This window comes from Winogradskyella sp. PE311, assembly GCF_046545555.1.
Taxonomy (GTDB): Bacteria; Bacteroidota; Bacteroidia; order Flavobacteriales; family Flavobacteriaceae; genus Winogradskyella.
This window is the reverse complement of the sequence record NZ_JBHZTH010000001.1, coordinates 230,008-245,879: the sequence shown is the minus strand read 5'-3', so window position 1 is coordinate 245,879 and position 15,872 is coordinate 230,008. Positions and strand designations below refer to the sequence as shown.

The window sequence follows — 15,872 nt, the reverse complement described above, 5'->3', positions numbered from 1 at the left end:
GAGATATAAAAAAAGCGAACATCAATGTTCGCTTTTTTTATAAAACTTTTTATACATTCCGCATAAATTCTTCAGCCTTTTCAACCATGTTTTTGCTGCCACAAATAAAAGGTACACGTTGATGGAGCTCTGTTGGTTCTACATCCATAATTCTTATAAATCCGTCACTTGCCTTGCCATTGGCTTGTTCAGCTAAAAAGGCCATTGGATTACATTCATACAATAAACGAAGTTTTCCATTATTTGCTTTAGAGCTTTTAGGGTACATGTAGATACCGCCCTTTATCATATTTCTATGAAAATCTGAAACTAAAGACCCAATATATCGCGATGTATATGGTCTGTCTCCTTCTTCCATCTGACAATATTTTATATAATTTTTTATACCCCTTGGAAAGTGAATATAATTACCTTCATTAACTGAGTATATATTGCCATCCTCAGGAAACTGCATATTTGGATGCGATAAGTAAAATGTACCTATTGCAGGATTTAATGTAAATCCGTTAACACCATCACCAGTTGTATAAACCAACATAGTAGATGTTCCATAAACCACATAACCAGCTGCGACTTGTTGATTTCCTTTTTGCAAAAAATCATCAATGGTTACAGGTGTTCCTACCGGAGTTACCCGTCTAAAGACCGAAAAAATTGTTCCCACAGAAACATTAACATCAATATTGGAAGACCCATCTAAAGGATCTATTAATACAACATATTTATTCTGATTATTTTCATCTTGGCTATTAATGGCTATAAAATCATCTTCTTCTTCACTCGCAATACCACATACGATATTACGCTTAGTCATAGTTTGTATAAACTTATCATTGGCGTAAACATCTAGTTTTTGCTGATCTTCACCTTGTATATTAGTATCGCCAGCTGTACCAGTAATATCAACTAAACCAGCCTTATTAACCTCATGATTTACAACTTTAGCAGCTAAACGAATAGAATTTATTAGCCGAGAAAGCTCTCCCGAAGTATATTTAAACGAAGATTGATTTTCAATGATAAACTCACCTAGAGTTTGATTGAGATTAGAATTAGCCATGAACTATTAAAATTGATTGTTTGCCACAAATATCGCATTTTTTAACAAACTAAAACGTTTTCGTAAATTAAATAAATTGTTTAGTAAAGTGAGTTTAGATTATATTTGAGTTCTTATTTAAAATTAAAATGAATCAACCAAGACTTGCAGTAATAGAAGACATGCCAAGAGTATTAGAATTGATAAATGAATTGGCTGTTTTTGAGAAAGAACCAGAGGCGGTAGAAGTTTCACTCTCTGATCTGCAGACTGATGGATTTGGTGCAAATCCGAAATTCACCTGTTTTGTTATAGAAGTAAATGCTAAAGTTGAAGGTATAGCTTTAGTATATCCTAGATATTCTACTTGGAAAGGTGAGGTTTTACATTTAGAAGACTTAATCGTAAGTGAGGCAAGTAGAGGTATGAAATTAGGAACAAAACTTCTAGATACTGTAGTTAAGTATGCCAAAGAAAAAGACGTAAAACGTGTGAGTTGGGAGGTGATAGATTGGAATGAACCTGCAATAAAATTTTATCAGAGTAAAGGGGCAAATGTAATGCGAGACTGGGATGTAGTGCAGTTAGATGAAAAAGGTATTGAAAACTACTTAGCGAATATTAATCAATAAGATTCCCAATTATATGGGAAATAAATATGAGGGTTTACAAATTTGGTGGTGCATCTGTTAAAGATGCTAATGGAGTAAAAAACTTGGCAAGCGTTTTAAAGACAACTGGTTATAAAAGTACTTTAGTTGTTGTATCTGCAATGGGTAAAACGACTAATGCCATGGAATTAGTAATTAAAAATTATTTTGAGAATAAGGCTGAGTTACAAAGTTCCATTCTCGAGGTTATTAAATATCACAATGAAATTTTACTAGATTTATTTGATAATGAGCAGCATCAAGTATTTAGGTCAGTAAAATCTCTTTTTGATGAATTGGCATTATTTTTTAAAAGTAATAAATCCCCAGATTATAATTTTGTTTATGACCAGACTATTGGTTTTGGGGAACTAATTTCAACAACTATTATAAGCTATTACCTAAATGAAATAGGGTTAGCTAACAATTGGATAGATGTTAGAGACTTTATTAAAACGGATAACTATTATAGGAGAGCCAATATTAATTGGGAAAAAACACAAGGAAATATCACTTCTAATTTTGACACAACTAAACTAAATATTACCCAAGGTTTTTTAGGAAGCGATGCTAATAATTTTACTACCACTTTGGGAAGAGAAGGAAGTGATTATACAGCAGCGATATTTGCTTATTGCTTAAATGCTAACGACGTAACTATTTGGAAAGATGTGCCAGGAGTACTTAATGCAGATCCTCGATATTTTGAAAACCCACAGTTATTACACCAAATATCTTACCGAGAAGCCATTGAATTGGCTTTTTACGGAGCTTCAGTGATTCATCCAAAAACACTTCAACCTCTGCAACAAAAAGAAATTCCTTTATATGTAAAATCTTTTTTAGACCCAAAAAGTGATGGTACGTGTGTGAGTAAAGGGAAGGCACTAAAACCAGAGATTCCATGCTTTATAGTTAAGAAGAATCAGATTTTAATTTCGTTATCTTCTCTAGACTTTTCATACATAGTTGAGGAAAATATTAGTGAAATATTTAGCTTATTACATTATTACAAAATGAAGGTAGATGTCATTCAGAATTCTGCCATAAGTTTTTCAGTTTGTGTAGATAATATCTACAACAATCGCGATAAATTAATACAACATCTAAAAGCTAAATTTAATGTAACATGTTATGATAATGTTAGTCTGTACACTATAAGGCATTATAACGACGTTGCAATAAAGGAACTTGAGAAAGATAAAACGGTATTGCTTAAGCAATTAACGCAAGGCACAGTTCAGATAGTAACTAAATAAACTTTACTACATTTGTTTTATGGGGAAATCATCTAATACAGGATTAGTTACGGCAAAAGAAGTTGCCAAGGCAATTCATGTAGATAAATATGGTTTCTTAGGTACTTTTTTTGGTTGGATATTGATGAAAGTACTTAAAATTTCTTCGCTTAATAAGGTTTATAATAGAAATAAACACCTAAGCGAACTCGATTTTTTAGATGGTATAATAGATGACTTTCAGATTAAGTTTGAAATTCCTGAAGAAGATTTAAAACGTCTTCCTAAAGAAGGACCATACATCACTATATCTAATCATCCATTGGGTGGTATTGATGGTATTTTGCTGCTTAAGTTAATGATAGAGCAAAGAAGTGATTTTAAGATAATTGCTAATTTTTTATTACATCGTATAGAGCCTTTAAAGCCATACATAATGCCAGTAAATCCTTTTGAGGATAGAAAGGATGTTGCGAGTAGTATAACAGGATTTAAAAATTCAATAAAACATTTAAGAGACGGTCACCCGCTTGGTGTTTTTCCGGCTGGTGAAGTTTCTACTTACAGGGATGGTAAATTGGTTGTTGACAAACCATGGGAAGAAGCTGCAATGAAGCTTATAAAGAAGGCAGAAGTCCCTGTTGTACCTATCTACTTTCATGCAAAAAACAGTCGTTTATTTTACAGACTTTCTAAAATTAGTGATACGTTAAGAACAGCAAAATTGCCTTCTGAATTATTAACACAGAAACGTAGAACAATTAAAGTTAGAATTGGGCGCCCTATTTCAGTAAAAGATCAAAAAGAGCATCAAACACTTCCAGATTTTTCAGATTTCTTGAGACGAAAAACGTACATGCTTTCTAAAAGTTTTGAGGATAAACCGAAGATTTTAGATAATATACAGTCACAATTAAAAGTTCCAAAGCCACCACCTAAGCGCATTGTAACACCAATTGATTCGGAATTTATGATAGCTGAAGTCAACAATCTTAAAGATAACGATTGTAAGCTTTTAACTAGTAAGAATTATGAGGTCTATTTAGCCGCTGCAAAGGATATTCCAAATATATTAAGAGAAGTCGGTAGACTTAGAGAAATTACCTTTAGAGAGGTTGGAGAAGGTACCAACGAGGCAATTGATTTAGATACTTTTGATTCTTATTACCATCATATGTTTTTGTGGGATAATGAGAAAAATCTTATTGCAGGAGCTTATAGAATGGGATTAGGATCAAAGATTTTTGAACAACATGGTATCGATGGATTTTACCTTCAAGATTTATTTAGATTTGAACCCGAACTTTACACTATGATGAGCCAGTCCATAGAAATGGGTCGTGCTTTTATTATTAAAGAATACCAGCAAAAACCAATGCCCTTGTTCTTGCTTTGGAAAGGTATTGTGCATACAACGTTACGCTACCCAGAACACAAATATTTAATAGGTGGTGTAAGTATTAGTAATCAATTTTCGAACTTTTCTAAGAGTTTAATGATTGAGTTTATGAAGTCTCATTATTATGATCCTTATGTGGCGCAATATGTACATCCAAAGAAAGAGTTTAAAGTAAAATTAAAAGACGCAGATAAAGAGTTTGTGTTTGATGAAACTGAGGCAGATTTAAATAAATTTGATAAGATTATAGATGAAGTAGAACCAGGAGCACTTAGACTTCCTGTACTTCTAAAAAAATATATTAAACAAAATGCAAGACTCGTTGGGTTTAACGTAGATCCATTATTTAATAATGCAGTTGATGGTTTAATGTATATAAAAATTGCAGATTTACCAGAGAGTACAGTTAGACCTGTTATGGAAGAATTTCAAGCGGAACTAGAGCGAAAATTCATGGATAGTAATGATAAGTAAACTACATTTAGTCAGCTTATTTTTTTTAGTAATTAGTTTAAATTATGCACAGACGCTTTCTGGTAAAGTTATAGACGCAAACACTAAACAACCTCTAGAGGTTGTGACTGTTTATTTTGATAATACTACTATCGGTACTACCACAAACGAAGAAGGGAAATTTTCAATTGAATATTCTGCTGCCATACAATCTACATTGGTCATTTCATATTTGGGTTATGAAAAAGTCTTTATCTCAGATTATAGAAACATAAATAATATAACTATTGAGTTAAAGGAATCTATAAATGCCCTAGATGAGGTCGTTATAGATGCAGATGATGGCATGTCACGTGCTGAAAAGCTAAGGTGGTTTAGAAAAGAATTTTTAGGTAAATCTGAAAATGGAAAATCATGTAAAATCCGTAACGAAAAGGATATAAGAATAAGATACAATAAGCAAAAGAGAACTTTGATAGCTTGGTCAAAAGCTCCGATAATCGTAAAAAACAGAAGCTTACAATATGAAATAAGCTTTGATATTATTGATTTTGAAATCGTAATAGGTAAGTGGAATGCAACTTCTGTTATATATTCAGGGACTACTTTTTTTAAGGATTTAGATGAATCAAAAAAGAAACGAGTTTTAAAGAAAAGAGAAGACACCTATAATGGGTCTGTTCAGCATTTTATTAGAGCTTTGTACAATAAAAATTTAGAAGAAGAAGGTTATATATTTGGAAAAAAGGGCTTAAAGGTTAATCCATATGAGTTCTTTAATATTTACGACACTGATAAATTTGGTTATAAAACGGTGACTCTAAAAGAAAAGTTAGACATCTTTTATAAAGATGTAATAGAGTCTTTAATACAGACGACGGGTATCGAATTTAAAATAGATAAATACGGTAACTTTAGCCCAGTAACAGATGTGCTTTTTGGAGGTAATATGGGAAGTCAGCGTATTGGAGATACTCTACCTTCGGATTATGGATTAAATGAATAAAAAAACCCAGAACTAGAGTTCTGGGGTTAGTCTTATTATATAAAATAATTGTTTATAATCCTTTAAACCAATCTTGAAATTGATTTCCTAATAGCCAAGTAGGTGTCATTTTGCCACCTAGAGCGCTTATTAAACTCATAATCCACGCTACTAATAAAGGTATCCACGCTACAAAATTTACAATAGGAATAAAAGAAGTTACGATACTAACAAGAATAAGACCTAACATTTGTCTTATATAAAAAGAGCCAAATTCAGTTTTGTTACTACTATTCATAACTAAAGCAATCACCCATCCAATTAATGTAATATGAGCAATAATACCTACATTTTTTCCATCACTTAATACCTGTTTTGCATCATCAGCAAATTCGTTCGCAGCTTTTTTTGCGTCATCAGCAAATTCACTCGCTTTTTCTTTCGCGTCTCCTGCAAACTCTTTAGCATCATCAGCTAATTCGCTAGCTTTTTGACTTATTTTGTCACCTGCTTTTTTTGCACCTTCTTTAGCATCTCCTAACATATCGTTAAGATCATCTCCTAAATCTTTATTGTCATCTGACATAGTTCTATTTTTTTAGTTAGACTATAAAGTTAATAAAATTAGACATATAAAATATCTATTAACCGTTTCTTCAATTATAGGTAGGTAAAATGATATAATTGTTACAACAGTTAGATTATCTAAATAGCATTATTACACCACCAATAGCCGTAACTATAATTATAAAACGTCGATAATTTACATTTGAAATTAGCTTAACAACGGAAACACCTAAGAAAAAACCGAGAAAAACAGCAGGCACTAATATTGAGTTCAGTGTTAAAGTTTCTATTGTTACTGTTTTCCAAATAAAAATATGAAACGGGAGTTTAAATAAATTTATGATAAAAAAGAGCCACGCTGCTGTTCCAATAAATTCGTTTTTTGAAAACCGCATGGTTAAAAAATAAATATTAGAAATAGGGCCTGCTAAATTTCCAATCATTGTTGTAAAGCCTGTTAAAAATCCTGCCGTAGTTGAAAATAATTTGTTGGTGGGAATGTTCTTAGTTTTTCGGTTTTCCATTATAAGCATAATAATTACAGATAAAATTATTATTGTAGCCATTAAGCGTTTAAAAATAGTTTCGGAAATGTCGTTACCAACCCATACTCCAATAAGAATACCAAAAATTATCCATGGTATGAGCTTTTTTATTATTGTCCATTGTGCATGGCGGTTATAATATATAACTGCCAAAATATCAGCACAGATTAGCATCGGAAGTAAAATACCCGTTGATGTTTTTTCGCCAAAAACAAAAGCAAGTATTACTACGATGATAATACCAACTCCTTTAATACCAGATTTGGATAAACCTAATAAAAAAACCGCAAAACAAATGGCTACCCATTGTATTGCAGTTAAATTAAAAGATTGAAGAATTTCTATGTATGACAACTCTTATTTTTGTAAAATTTATTTACTGAAAAGCACTATCTACAGGCTCCCATAGTTCTATTTTATTGCCATCATTATCTAGTATCCACCCAAATTTACCGTAATCATATTCTTCTATTTTCCCAACTATGGTTATTCCCTCTTCTTTTAAGATCTCTAATAATTCCTTTAAATTTTCAACACGGTAATTAAACATAAAGTCTTTCTTAGAAGGTTCGTAATATTTGGTGTCTTCTGTAAAGGGACTCCATTGCGTAGAACAATCGTTACCTTCTTTATCTTTCCACCAAAAGGTACAACCATAATCATCGGTGTTAAACCCAAGGTGTTTTTTATACCAATCTTTAGAGGCTTTTGGGTCTTTGGTTTTAAAAAATAAACCACCTATTCCTGTTACTCGCTTTTTCATAATGTGTTATTTTTTAATTGTATTTTCATAAATCTCAACCCATTCTTCAACAGACATTTTACTTAAAAGCTGTTCTATTAAATCATAAGGTATATCTTCTATTTTCTTAAAACGCACACAACTTTTTCCCATATCTAATTTGTATTTAGAATGTTTTGGGTATTCTGCTACAAACCAATCGTGTAGTTCTTTTTTCGCATACATTCCCATATGATAGAATGCAATAAAGTTTTTTTGAGATGCTAAACTTATAAATGGTAAAGGTGGAAATGGTTTACAATGATAACCAGCGGGATAAATTGATTTTGGAACAAAATACGCTGGCATACCATAACCCATTCCTGCTTCTAAACCTTCAGGCATATGTTTTTTAATCAGATTATGTAATTTAGTTATTGGTCCTTTTCGTTCTTCTGGTAGCTGACTAATGTAGTCTTCTGGTGAATCGGCTTTGTATTGCATAATAAGTTTAGTTTTTGCGTTGTAAAATTAATCCCGAAATTAAAGATATAATAAATCCAAGAATTACAACTGTTACAAACATCATTAATGCCATTATCCATGGGCTACCATAGTCTTTCATTTGTTGTGTTAATTCTGCGCTTTTTACTTTTAGTTCGGCAGGTGATAAAGTAGCTTCCATTTTTTTAATAGAATACTCTAAATATTCGCTCGCAAAGTCAGGGTTTATTTGAGTGGTATAGATATAATCGAAAATAGCGACACCAACCGCAGAGAATAATGCGATTAGTATACCAATTGCTATAGATTTACCTAAAGAAATTTTCCCGTCATTTACTTTATCACGATAATGTTTGATTCCGAAATAGACAAATAATAAAGACAATATCATTGAGGTATACCCAATGAGTTCTCCGTAATCGAAGTCTACTCCCATTCCTAAAAGGAAAGGTAATCCGAATAAAATAAAGCCACTTAACAATGCGTAAAGACCGTATTTAATTACTGTGTTTTTCATTTTAGATTATGTATTGATTAGTTTGTTAAAAGTAGGAAGATCGTAAGATGGGAGGCTCATACTAAAGTACCAAATCAATAATACTTTAGTTGTAAAGCTAATAAATTAAATAATATTCAGGTTTTTTGAAATCTGAATAGCTTGTGTTCTTCGTTTGGCATTTAACTTAATAAACAAGTTAGAAACGTGTGTTTTTATGGTGCTTTCTGAAACAAATAATTTCTCTGCAATCTCTAGATTAGATAATCCGAGAGCCACTTCTTTTAATACTTCGTATTCGCGTTTGCTCAATCCTAATTCTTCGATTTTGTTTAAGTCGATTTCTGAACTAGGAAGTGCTGTTTTTTTTTGAATTTTTTTATTTATGAATAATCCTATACCTAAAAAGGCAAGAGCAATAAATGCCATTGTGTATTCAATTTGTAAATCACCACTAATTAAAGTGTACTTACTAAACTGAAATAATAGCAGTAAGGCTAGAATTAACAATCCAAAAACAAGAATGGTTTTCTTCATGTCCTAAAATTAGCAAAATTTTACTTTAATCTTATCTACTATGGTTTGTGCTAGTTTAATATTACTCTCTACTGTCCACCCAGCAACATGTGGCGAAAGAATAACATTATCTGCATTTATAAGATATTGAAATGCTTCTGGCAAATTTGATTTTTTGCCTTTTCGCATCCATCTAAACTTAGGTTCTTCTACTTTAAATAAATTTTCGAATGACGATTTTTCATATTCTAAAACATCTAATCCAGCTCCTAAAATTTTCCCAGAGTCTAATGCAGAAACCAAATCTTTTGTCACGACACTTTTACCACGAGCAGTATTTATGAGCCAAAATGATTTTTTAAAACCATTAATGAATTCTGAATTAACCATATTTAAAGTCAATGGTGTTTGTGGTGTATGCAAACTCAATACATCAACTTTTTCTTGAAGATCTTCTAACGATACTTGCTTGCAATTGTCATCTCCAACATTGCCCTTAATATCATAACAAAGCACTTCAACATCAAAACCTCTTAGCTTTTTTGCAAAGGCTTTTCCCATGTTGCCATAGCCAATAAGTCCAACTGTTTTTCCATCTAGCTCTAATCCACGATTAGCTTCGCGTAACCATTTGCCTCGGCTTACTTCTTTGTCTGCTTTATTGAGTTTGTTGAATAGAGATAGTAACATTCCTAATGTATGTTCTCCAACCGCATTTCTGTTGCCTTCAGGTGCGTTAAATAGTACAATGCCTTTTTCTTCAGCAAAATCGCAATCTATATTTTCTAAACCAGCACCAACACGACCTATAAATTTTAGGTTTTTGGCTGCGTCTAGGAATTGTTTATCAATGGTGAATCGACTTCTTATAATTATACCTTCATAGTTTGATATTTTAGCTTCAATAGCTGACTTTGAAGCTGTATAATCTTCATGATTAGTGAAGCCTAAATCATTGAGTTGGTTTAGGAGTAAGTCGTGATTTTTATCTAGGTGTATTATTTTCATATGAAAGAGGTCTCGACTGCGCTCGACCAGACATTAAATTAGTTCTTATTCTTTTAATTCATTTTCAATCTTCTCAATAACTTTAGAGGTAGCTTTAGATACTCTAACACATTGTCTAAAGTAAAGTTGTGCCAAATAATTACTTTCATAAAGTATATTCAGAAATTCTGCATTTTCTAAAATGTTATTATAGTTATTTGGTTTGTATGTTGGACCATTTAATAACTTAAAGTGCTTACGTGTAAAAGGTAGTGTTGCGTTGGTAAATGCATTTGCCACTTTTGTTTCTTGATCTTTTAAAAGCCAATAGTCTTCTTCATATAACTTAACTAGATTAAGCCGTAAATCTTTATTACTAATTATATCTAACCCTTGACTTTTTAGATTTTCGAAGGTAGCATAAGATATACCAAAAGAATAATTACCAGTTGGCACATAAAAATACTGATCTAAAGAATCATGATAGCTGCGTTTGGCTTCTAAATGATCGATTAGTTTTTTGCTTTTGGTTTGAAACTCTTTGAATTGTAGTTTTCGTTTTTCTAGAATAGTTCTATTAGATTCTAGACCTTGTTTTAATTCTGCAAGAACAGAAGCTTCTCTTAAGCCTTGTTTACGATTTTCATTCCAGTTATTAATCTGTAATGCTATGAGGATTCCTATGACAACAAGAATAATTTCACCAATAGCATATTTGAAGTATTTGCCTGTTTTTCCTGTCTCCATGAGGTTGTAGCGTATTTTTCGGAAGAACTTTATCATAGTAATTTGTCTCCTCGAGCGCAGTCGAGAGGTGTTTAAATAGGTCTTGACTGCGCTCGACCAGACATTGGGCTAAATATTAGGATATTCAGTCTGCGTCATTTCATCTTGCACATTGCCTGTGTGGGCTGTATCCAACTTTTCAAATAAAAGAAGATGCACTTCTTCTCCATTTTTTGTTGATGGATTGTGTTCTATTCCTTTTGGTACAACAATGAGCTCTCCTTCTTTAACCACTTCGGTTCGGTCTCTAAATTGCATATACAAAGTGCCTTTTACAACTTGAAATAATTCATCTTCATTATCATGGCTATGCCAAACAAATTCCCCTTTAATTTTAGCAAGTATCACTTGCATATTGTCCACAGTGGCAATACGATGTGGATGCCACTGTTTTGAGAATAGAGAATGTTTTGCTTTAATGTTTATTGCTTTCATACTTCTAATATTGATTAGTTATTTTAACATTCAAATGTTAATAGTTGTAAACAATTATGATGATTATTACGCCGTTTCGCAAGCGTATTTTTTTAATCTAAAATCCTATAATTAATCCAGAAATAACGAAGAACAAATAAATGCCCAAAATATCATTACTAGTGGTTATAAAAGGACCAGTTGCAATTGCTGGGTCTATACCTCGTTTGTCTAAAATTATAGGAACGAATGTGCCTACTAATGCAGCAACGATAATAACACTCATCATAGAAACCGCTATGGCTAGACTTTCTGTAGAAGGTTGGCCAATTAAAAATCCAAAGAGTATAACTAATAGTGCTAGTGCTAACCCATTGATTAACGCCAAGCCAACTTCTTTCATAAGACGATTAAACAAACTACCTTTTACATTGTCATTTGCTAAACCTTGTACAATTATTGCACTAGATTGTACGCCAACATTACCTGCCATCGCGGCAATTAAAGGTGTGTAAAAAAAGAGTGAAGGGACGGTATCCATAATATTTTCATAGCCCTTCATTATAAAAACACTACCCAATCCACCGAACAGGCCTAATACTAGCCATGGTAAACGTGCTCTGGTTAATTCCCAGACATTATCATCTGCTTCAACTTCTTGTGTAATACCTGCTGCTAATTGATAATCTTTTTCTGCTTCCTCTTTTAATACATCTACAATATCATCAATAGTAATTCTACCAAGTAATACTTGATTATCGTCCACAACAGGAATGGCTTCTAAATCGTATTTTGCCATTACTTTGGCAACATCTTCTTCATCATCATTTACATTAACCCAATCCACATTATCTTTTGCGATATCAGCAATTTTTTGATCACTTTTCGCAACAATTAAATCTTTTAAGGATAAACGTCCAATGAGTTTTTCTTCTTTATTTACTACATATATAGAGTGCACACGAGACACTTCCTTAGCTTGTCCTCTAATGCGACGCAGACAGCCAGCAACTGTCCAAGTTTCGTAAACTTTAACGAGTTCTTTTGCCATTAGGCCACCAGCGGTATCTTCATCGTAGGCTAAAAGTTCTTGTATTTCTGCTTTGTGTTCCTCATCCTCAATTTGAGAAATTACAGCTTCTTGTCGTGCCTCTGAAAGCTCGGATATAATATCTGCAGCGTCATCGGTGTCTAGTTCTTCAACTTCTTCTGCAATTTCTTTTGCAGATAGATTTTTTAGAATGTCTTCTCGATCATCCTCATCTAATTCCATTAAGATGTCTGAAGTTAACTCAGAATCGAGAAGTTTTATAACGTAAACTGCATCATCGAGATCTAATTCATCAATAATTTCAGCAATATCGGCATGGTGAAATTCATTTAGAAGTAGTTTTAATTCTTTGTCGTTTTCGTCTTCGACAAGAATTTCTACTTTTTCGATGAGTTCATCGGTGAGCTGAAATTGTATGTTTTCTTGAATCTCTTCCACTTGATTTAGTTCTGTCATTGCGAGGACGAAGGACGCAGCAATCTCTTTAATGACCAGATTGCTTCACTGCGTTCGCAATGATGATACATTTTTAGATATCGTTTTCAATCAACGACGTTAGCTCAATAAATTGTGAAACACTTAATTGCTCTGGTCGCTGCCCAAATATAGTATTTGCTTTTAAATTATCCGATAGATTAAATGTTTTTAAACTATTACGTAATGTTTTTCTGCGTTGTTGAAAGCCTGTCTTTACAACTCTAAAGAACAGTTTTTCATCACATGGTAATTTAAAATCTACTTTTCGTTTGAGTAATAAAACGCCAGAATCTACTTTAGGTGGTGGATTAAAAACCGTTGGTGGTACAGTAAAGAGATATTCAGCATCATAAAAGGCCTGAGTTAAAACGGATAAAATCCCATAGACTTTAGAACCTTCTTTAGAGCAAATACGTTTAGCAACCTCTTTTTGAAACATACCAGAAAACTCAGGAATTTGATCGCGCAACTCTAAAGTTTTAAATAGAATTTGAGACGATATATTATATGGGAAGTTACCTATAATTGCAAATGGTTTATTCTCAAAGACTAGATTTAAATCGTACTTTAAAAAGTCTTTTTCTATGATGCGATTAGCAAGATTGAGATAGTTGTTTTTTAAGTACTCTACAGACTCTGTATCAATTTCTATAACATGAGTTGTAGTATCTTTTTTCAGTAAGTACTTTGTGAGCACTCCCATTCCTGGACCAATTTCTAGGACATTGTTATAGCCTTCTAATGACAAACTATCGGCAATATCTTGCGCAATAGATTCGTCTTCTAAGAAATGTTGACCTAAATGTTTTTTTGCTTTTACTTGGTTATGATTTGCCACGAATAAGAGATATTAATTTATAGATATTCTTCGCTCAAGTCCTAAATGACAAGATTAGTTAAAGTTAACGGAATATTCGTCAATAACTTCTAATTCTGTTCTAAAGGCTAATGACTTATCAGCCCAACGTTTAAGCCCATCTGCTCTAAGGTGTTCTGCATCTTCTGCATAATATGCATTTAAGGCTTCTCTATTGTGTGCTCTATACTGTATAGAATAGGTGTCCGTTTCATCATCTGCAACTAGGACTTTGGTGAGTTTAGCTTCTATAAATTTACCTGTTGCCAAAACTTCTGGGATATGTTCTTTTATCCAAGTTAACCATTCTGCAGTTATGGTTTTATCGACGTTTACAGTAACGTTGTATATGATCATTTGCTAGGATTTAGTAATATGCGTAAAAGTAGGGATAAGAGGCTAATTAATACTATCTCCTCTAAGCATACGAAACTTCTTCCGTGCTTCGATAAAATAGATACTGTCTTCAAACTCAAAAATAATTTTTTCATAGAGTTGTTTTGCATCTTCAGGTTTTGCCAGATACGAGTTATAAAGTTCTGCTAAATAATAGTGTGCATCGTCAGCTAAAATATCTTCTCTCCAATCTTTAATTATTAGCAAGTAATTAGCCTCTGCTTTGTTGTATTGTTTCTTCTTTTCGTAGAGCTTGGCTTGTTGGTATAACGCTTGATCTGTAATACTTTCTCCTGCATGCTCCTTTAGTATTTTATCTAGAAGAAAAATCGCATCATCTATTCTATGTTGAAAATTAAATAAATCAGCTTTGGCGTAATATTTTAGCGCTGTTTGCAAGCTATCCTCATACTTATTATCAGAGATAAGAAGTTTTAGATCTAAAGCATCGTTGGCAATTAACTGTGATGTTGAAGATTTTAGAATCTTCAACTGAGATTCTGCCCAATCAAAGTCACCTTTATAGTAACTGGTCTTTGCAACTTTAAATCTTGCTTCTTGGGAAATAGTGCTGTTTTTTAAACTTAACTGTATTTGAGAATAGAAAATTAAAGCTTCATTAAATTTTTCTTTAAGGACTAAGATATCTGCAAGTAGCAGTTTTACTTTTGCTTCTTGAAATTCCGAAATATTTAACTTTAAACTTTTTCGGAGAAAGGCTGTTGCTCCGTTTGTGTCTTTTTTGTTAAAAGCTAAAAATTGTCCATAAGCTAATTGTAAAGCTAAGGTTAATTCAGATTTACCAAATTGTCTAAATAAATTTCGATAAGTTTCATCAATCCGTTTTAGTTCGTTCACAGAAGCATTTTCGGTATCAATTTCTAATATATATTGGTGTGCTGTTAAAGCAGTACTCGGATCTTGAGTCGTTTCTAAAATATAATCAAAAATATCCCTCGAGGTTTCTTTGTCATTATCGTTAAGTGCTGTTACCGCTAATTCAATGATACGATCTAAACTTTCGGGATTACGCTTATAAAGTGCCTTTTCTTGAATAAACGATTTGTTATATGCTTTTTCTTGAACATATAACCAACTTAATAACTGATACCAGTAAGGGTTGGGTGCTTTTTGAATTTTTTTTAAAAGAAGCCTCCTTAAATACGTATTATTTTCATTTTCTTTATTTTCTGATATAAAATCACTGATATTACGTTTAATGTTGTTGAGATAATTAGGTCTATATTCGATATAATCAATATAATTTCCGAACATTTTTTCAATATTGCCTTGGTCTCCATAAATACGAGCTAATTGCAGGCTGTAATTTCTATCAGGTGTTAATAGTTTTGCTTTGTCATAAACGCGTATTGCTTGTTCTAAAAGAGAATGATCTTCAAACTTTTTTGCAACACTATAAATATAACTGGGCTTTTCATCTACAGTTAATATTGCCTCATCATATAGTTTATTTGCTCTATTTAAGCTGTCTTTAAGCTGAAAATTATAACCTAATTCTATAATTAAAGAAGGGTTTTGCCTTTTTGCTAGGCGCTGAACAATAATATCTTCAGCCTTATCAAAGTCTTCTAATTGTTGATGTGTTTCAATTAGTTTGTATATGTACTTATAACTATAAGGTTTTTCTTTTAATAAATTCTCATAGATTACTAAGGCTTTTTTAAACTCACCTTTTTTGAAATAGCTATCTGCAAGCACTTCACTGTTTTGTGAAAAACTAAAGTTTAGTCCTACGACTACTAAAATTATAAATAAAGTCTTTTGCATTTAA

Annotated in this window: 18 protein-coding genes; 4 read left to right on the top strand and 14 right to left on the bottom strand. The window is 32.3% G+C overall.

What is annotated here, in order from left to right; all coding sequences use genetic code 11:
* Positions 1-49 precede the first annotated feature (49 nt).
* Entirely contained in the window at positions 50-1,060 is a 1,011-nt protein-coding gene (fbp, locus tag ACFWU4_RS00995) for a class 1 fructose-bisphosphatase (protein WP_411123974.1), read from the bottom strand.
* 128 nt (positions 1,061-1,188) lie between these two features.
* Between fbp and ACFWU4_RS00990 the strand changes: the two genes are divergently transcribed.
* Genes ACFWU4_RS00990 through ACFWU4_RS00975 form a run of 4 tightly spaced genes read left to right on the top strand, consistent with a single transcriptional unit; the run spans position 1,189 to position 5,785 of the window.
* Entirely contained in the window at positions 1,189-1,671 is a 483-nt protein-coding gene (locus tag ACFWU4_RS00990; protein ID WP_411123972.1) for a GNAT family N-acetyltransferase, read from the top strand.
* A gap of 26 nt (positions 1,672-1,697) precedes the next feature.
* Positions 1,698-2,948, top strand: coding sequence for an aspartate kinase (locus tag ACFWU4_RS00985; RefSeq protein ID WP_411123970.1), 1,251 nt, complete (start codon positions 1,698-1,700; stop codon positions 2,946-2,948).
* 19 nt (positions 2,949-2,967) lie between these two features.
* On the top strand, positions 2,968-4,800 hold the full coding sequence (locus ACFWU4_RS00980; protein WP_411123968.1) for a GNAT family N-acyltransferase: 1,833 nt from the start codon (positions 2,968-2,970) through the stop codon (positions 4,798-4,800).
* Positions 4,790-5,785: a carboxypeptidase-like regulatory domain-containing protein gene (locus tag ACFWU4_RS00975; protein ID WP_411123966.1), complete on the top strand. Its 996-nt coding sequence runs from the start codon at positions 4,790-4,792 to the stop codon at positions 5,783-5,785. Before ACFWU4_RS00980 ends, ACFWU4_RS00975 begins: the two co-directional genes overlap by 11 nt.
* Positions 5,786-5,837: 52 nt before the next feature.
* Here ACFWU4_RS00975 and ACFWU4_RS00970 read toward each other — a convergent pair whose 3' ends face one another.
* From ACFWU4_RS00970 to ACFWU4_RS00910, 13 genes are all read right to left on the bottom strand, one after another.
* Complete coding sequence (locus ACFWU4_RS00970) at positions 5,838-6,350, bottom strand: YtxH domain-containing protein (protein ID WP_411123964.1); 513 nt, start codon at positions 6,348-6,350, stop codon at positions 5,838-5,840.
* Positions 6,351-6,465: 115 nt separating this feature from the next.
* The gene (locus ACFWU4_RS00965; protein ID WP_411123962.1) at positions 6,466-7,230 is read right to left on the bottom strand and encodes a sulfite exporter TauE/SafE family protein; all 765 of its coding nucleotides are present in this window, start codon (positions 7,228-7,230) and stop codon (positions 6,466-6,468) included.
* Between the two features lie 22 nt (positions 7,231-7,252).
* A complete protein-coding gene (locus ACFWU4_RS00960) occupies positions 7,253-7,639 on the bottom strand; it encodes a VOC family protein (RefSeq protein WP_411123960.1) in 387 nt (128 codons plus the stop codon).
* Between the two features lie 6 nt (positions 7,640-7,645).
* Positions 7,646-8,101 (bottom strand): DUF1801 domain-containing protein, encoded by a 456-nt coding sequence (locus ACFWU4_RS00955; protein WP_411123958.1) that lies wholly within the window; start codon positions 8,099-8,101, stop codon positions 7,646-7,648.
* Positions 8,102-8,108: 7 nt separating this feature from the next.
* Positions 8,109-8,618 (bottom strand): DUF4199 domain-containing protein, encoded by a 510-nt coding sequence (locus ACFWU4_RS00950; protein WP_411123956.1) that lies wholly within the window; start codon positions 8,616-8,618, stop codon positions 8,109-8,111.
* A gap of 105 nt (positions 8,619-8,723) precedes the next feature.
* The gene (locus tag ACFWU4_RS00945) at positions 8,724-9,134 is read right to left on the bottom strand and encodes a response regulator transcription factor (RefSeq protein WP_411123954.1); all 411 of its coding nucleotides are present in this window, start codon (positions 9,132-9,134) and stop codon (positions 8,724-8,726) included.
* A gap of 9 nt (positions 9,135-9,143) precedes the next feature.
* The gene (locus ACFWU4_RS00940) at positions 9,144-10,121 is read right to left on the bottom strand and encodes a 2-hydroxyacid dehydrogenase (protein ID WP_411123952.1); all 978 of its coding nucleotides are present in this window, start codon (positions 10,119-10,121) and stop codon (positions 9,144-9,146) included.
* Between the two features lie 45 nt (positions 10,122-10,166).
* Entirely contained in the window at positions 10,167-10,883 is a 717-nt protein-coding gene (locus tag ACFWU4_RS00935; RefSeq protein WP_411123950.1) for a DUF6090 family protein, read from the bottom strand.
* A 72-nt stretch (positions 10,884-10,955) separates the two neighbouring features.
* Positions 10,956-11,321: a cupin domain-containing protein gene (locus ACFWU4_RS00930; RefSeq protein ID WP_411123948.1), complete on the bottom strand. Its 366-nt coding sequence runs from the start codon at positions 11,319-11,321 to the stop codon at positions 10,956-10,958.
* Between the two features lie 97 nt (positions 11,322-11,418).
* Positions 11,419-12,768, bottom strand: coding sequence for a magnesium transporter (gene mgtE, locus ACFWU4_RS00925; protein WP_411127202.1), 1,350 nt, complete (start codon positions 12,766-12,768; stop codon positions 11,419-11,421).
* A 112-nt stretch (positions 12,769-12,880) separates the two neighbouring features.
* Entirely contained in the window at positions 12,881-13,666 is a 786-nt protein-coding gene (gene rsmA, locus ACFWU4_RS00920; RefSeq protein ID WP_411123946.1) for a 16S rRNA (adenine(1518)-N(6)/adenine(1519)-N(6))-dimethyltransferase RsmA, read from the bottom strand.
* Positions 13,667-13,720: 54 nt separating this feature from the next.
* Complete coding sequence (locus ACFWU4_RS00915; RefSeq protein ID WP_411123944.1) at positions 13,721-14,041, bottom strand: DUF4286 family protein; 321 nt, start codon at positions 14,039-14,041, stop codon at positions 13,721-13,723.
* A 42-nt stretch (positions 14,042-14,083) separates the two neighbouring features.
* A complete protein-coding gene (locus ACFWU4_RS00910; RefSeq protein ID WP_411123942.1) occupies positions 14,084-15,868 on the bottom strand; it encodes a hypothetical protein in 1,785 nt (594 codons plus the stop codon).
* Positions 15,869-15,872: the final 4 nt, after the last annotated feature.

What these genes read in the sequence shown, in the direction of transcription:
- fbp (WP_411123974.1), bottom strand. Translation starts at nt 1,060, where the DNA reads ATGGCTAATTCTAATCTCAATCAAACTCTAGGTGAGTTTATCATTGAA.
- ACFWU4_RS00990 (WP_411123972.1), top strand. Translation starts at nt 1,189, where the DNA reads ATGAATCAACCAAGACTTGCAGTAATAGAAGACATGCCAAGAGTATTA.
- ACFWU4_RS00985 (WP_411123970.1), top strand. Translation starts at nt 1,698, where the DNA reads ATGAGGGTTTACAAATTTGGTGGTGCATCTGTTAAAGATGCTAATGGA.
- ACFWU4_RS00980 (WP_411123968.1), top strand. Translation starts at nt 2,968, where the DNA reads ATGGGGAAATCATCTAATACAGGATTAGTTACGGCAAAAGAAGTTGCC.
- ACFWU4_RS00975 (WP_411123966.1), top strand. Translation starts at nt 4,790, where the DNA reads ATGATAAGTAAACTACATTTAGTCAGCTTATTTTTTTTAGTAATTAGT.
- ACFWU4_RS00970 (WP_411123964.1), bottom strand. Translation starts at nt 6,350, where the DNA reads ATGTCAGATGACAATAAAGATTTAGGAGATGATCTTAACGATATGTTA.
- ACFWU4_RS00960 (WP_411123960.1), bottom strand. Translation starts at nt 7,639, where the DNA reads ATGAAAAAGCGAGTAACAGGAATAGGTGGTTTATTTTTTAAAACCAAA.
- ACFWU4_RS00955 (WP_411123958.1), bottom strand. Translation starts at nt 8,101, where the DNA reads ATGCAATACAAAGCCGATTCACCAGAAGACTACATTAGTCAGCTACCA.
- ACFWU4_RS00950 (WP_411123956.1), bottom strand. Translation starts at nt 8,618, where the DNA reads ATGAAAAACACAGTAATTAAATACGGTCTTTACGCATTGTTAAGTGGC.
- ACFWU4_RS00945 (WP_411123954.1), bottom strand. Translation starts at nt 9,134, where the DNA reads ATGAAGAAAACCATTCTTGTTTTTGGATTGTTAATTCTAGCCTTACTG.
- ACFWU4_RS00940 (WP_411123952.1), bottom strand. Translation starts at nt 10,121, where the DNA reads ATGAAAATAATACACCTAGATAAAAATCACGACTTACTCCTAAACCAA.
- ACFWU4_RS00935 (WP_411123950.1), bottom strand. Translation starts at nt 10,883, where the DNA reads ATGATAAAGTTCTTCCGAAAAATACGCTACAACCTCATGGAGACAGGA.
- ACFWU4_RS00930 (WP_411123948.1), bottom strand. Translation starts at nt 11,321, where the DNA reads ATGAAAGCAATAAACATTAAAGCAAAACATTCTCTATTCTCAAAACAG.
- ACFWU4_RS00915 (WP_411123944.1), bottom strand. Translation starts at nt 14,041, where the DNA reads ATGATCATATACAACGTTACTGTAAACGTCGATAAAACCATAACTGCA.
- ACFWU4_RS00910 (WP_411123942.1), bottom strand. Translation starts at nt 15,868, where the DNA reads ATGCAAAAGACTTTATTTATAATTTTAGTAGTCGTAGGACTAAACTTT.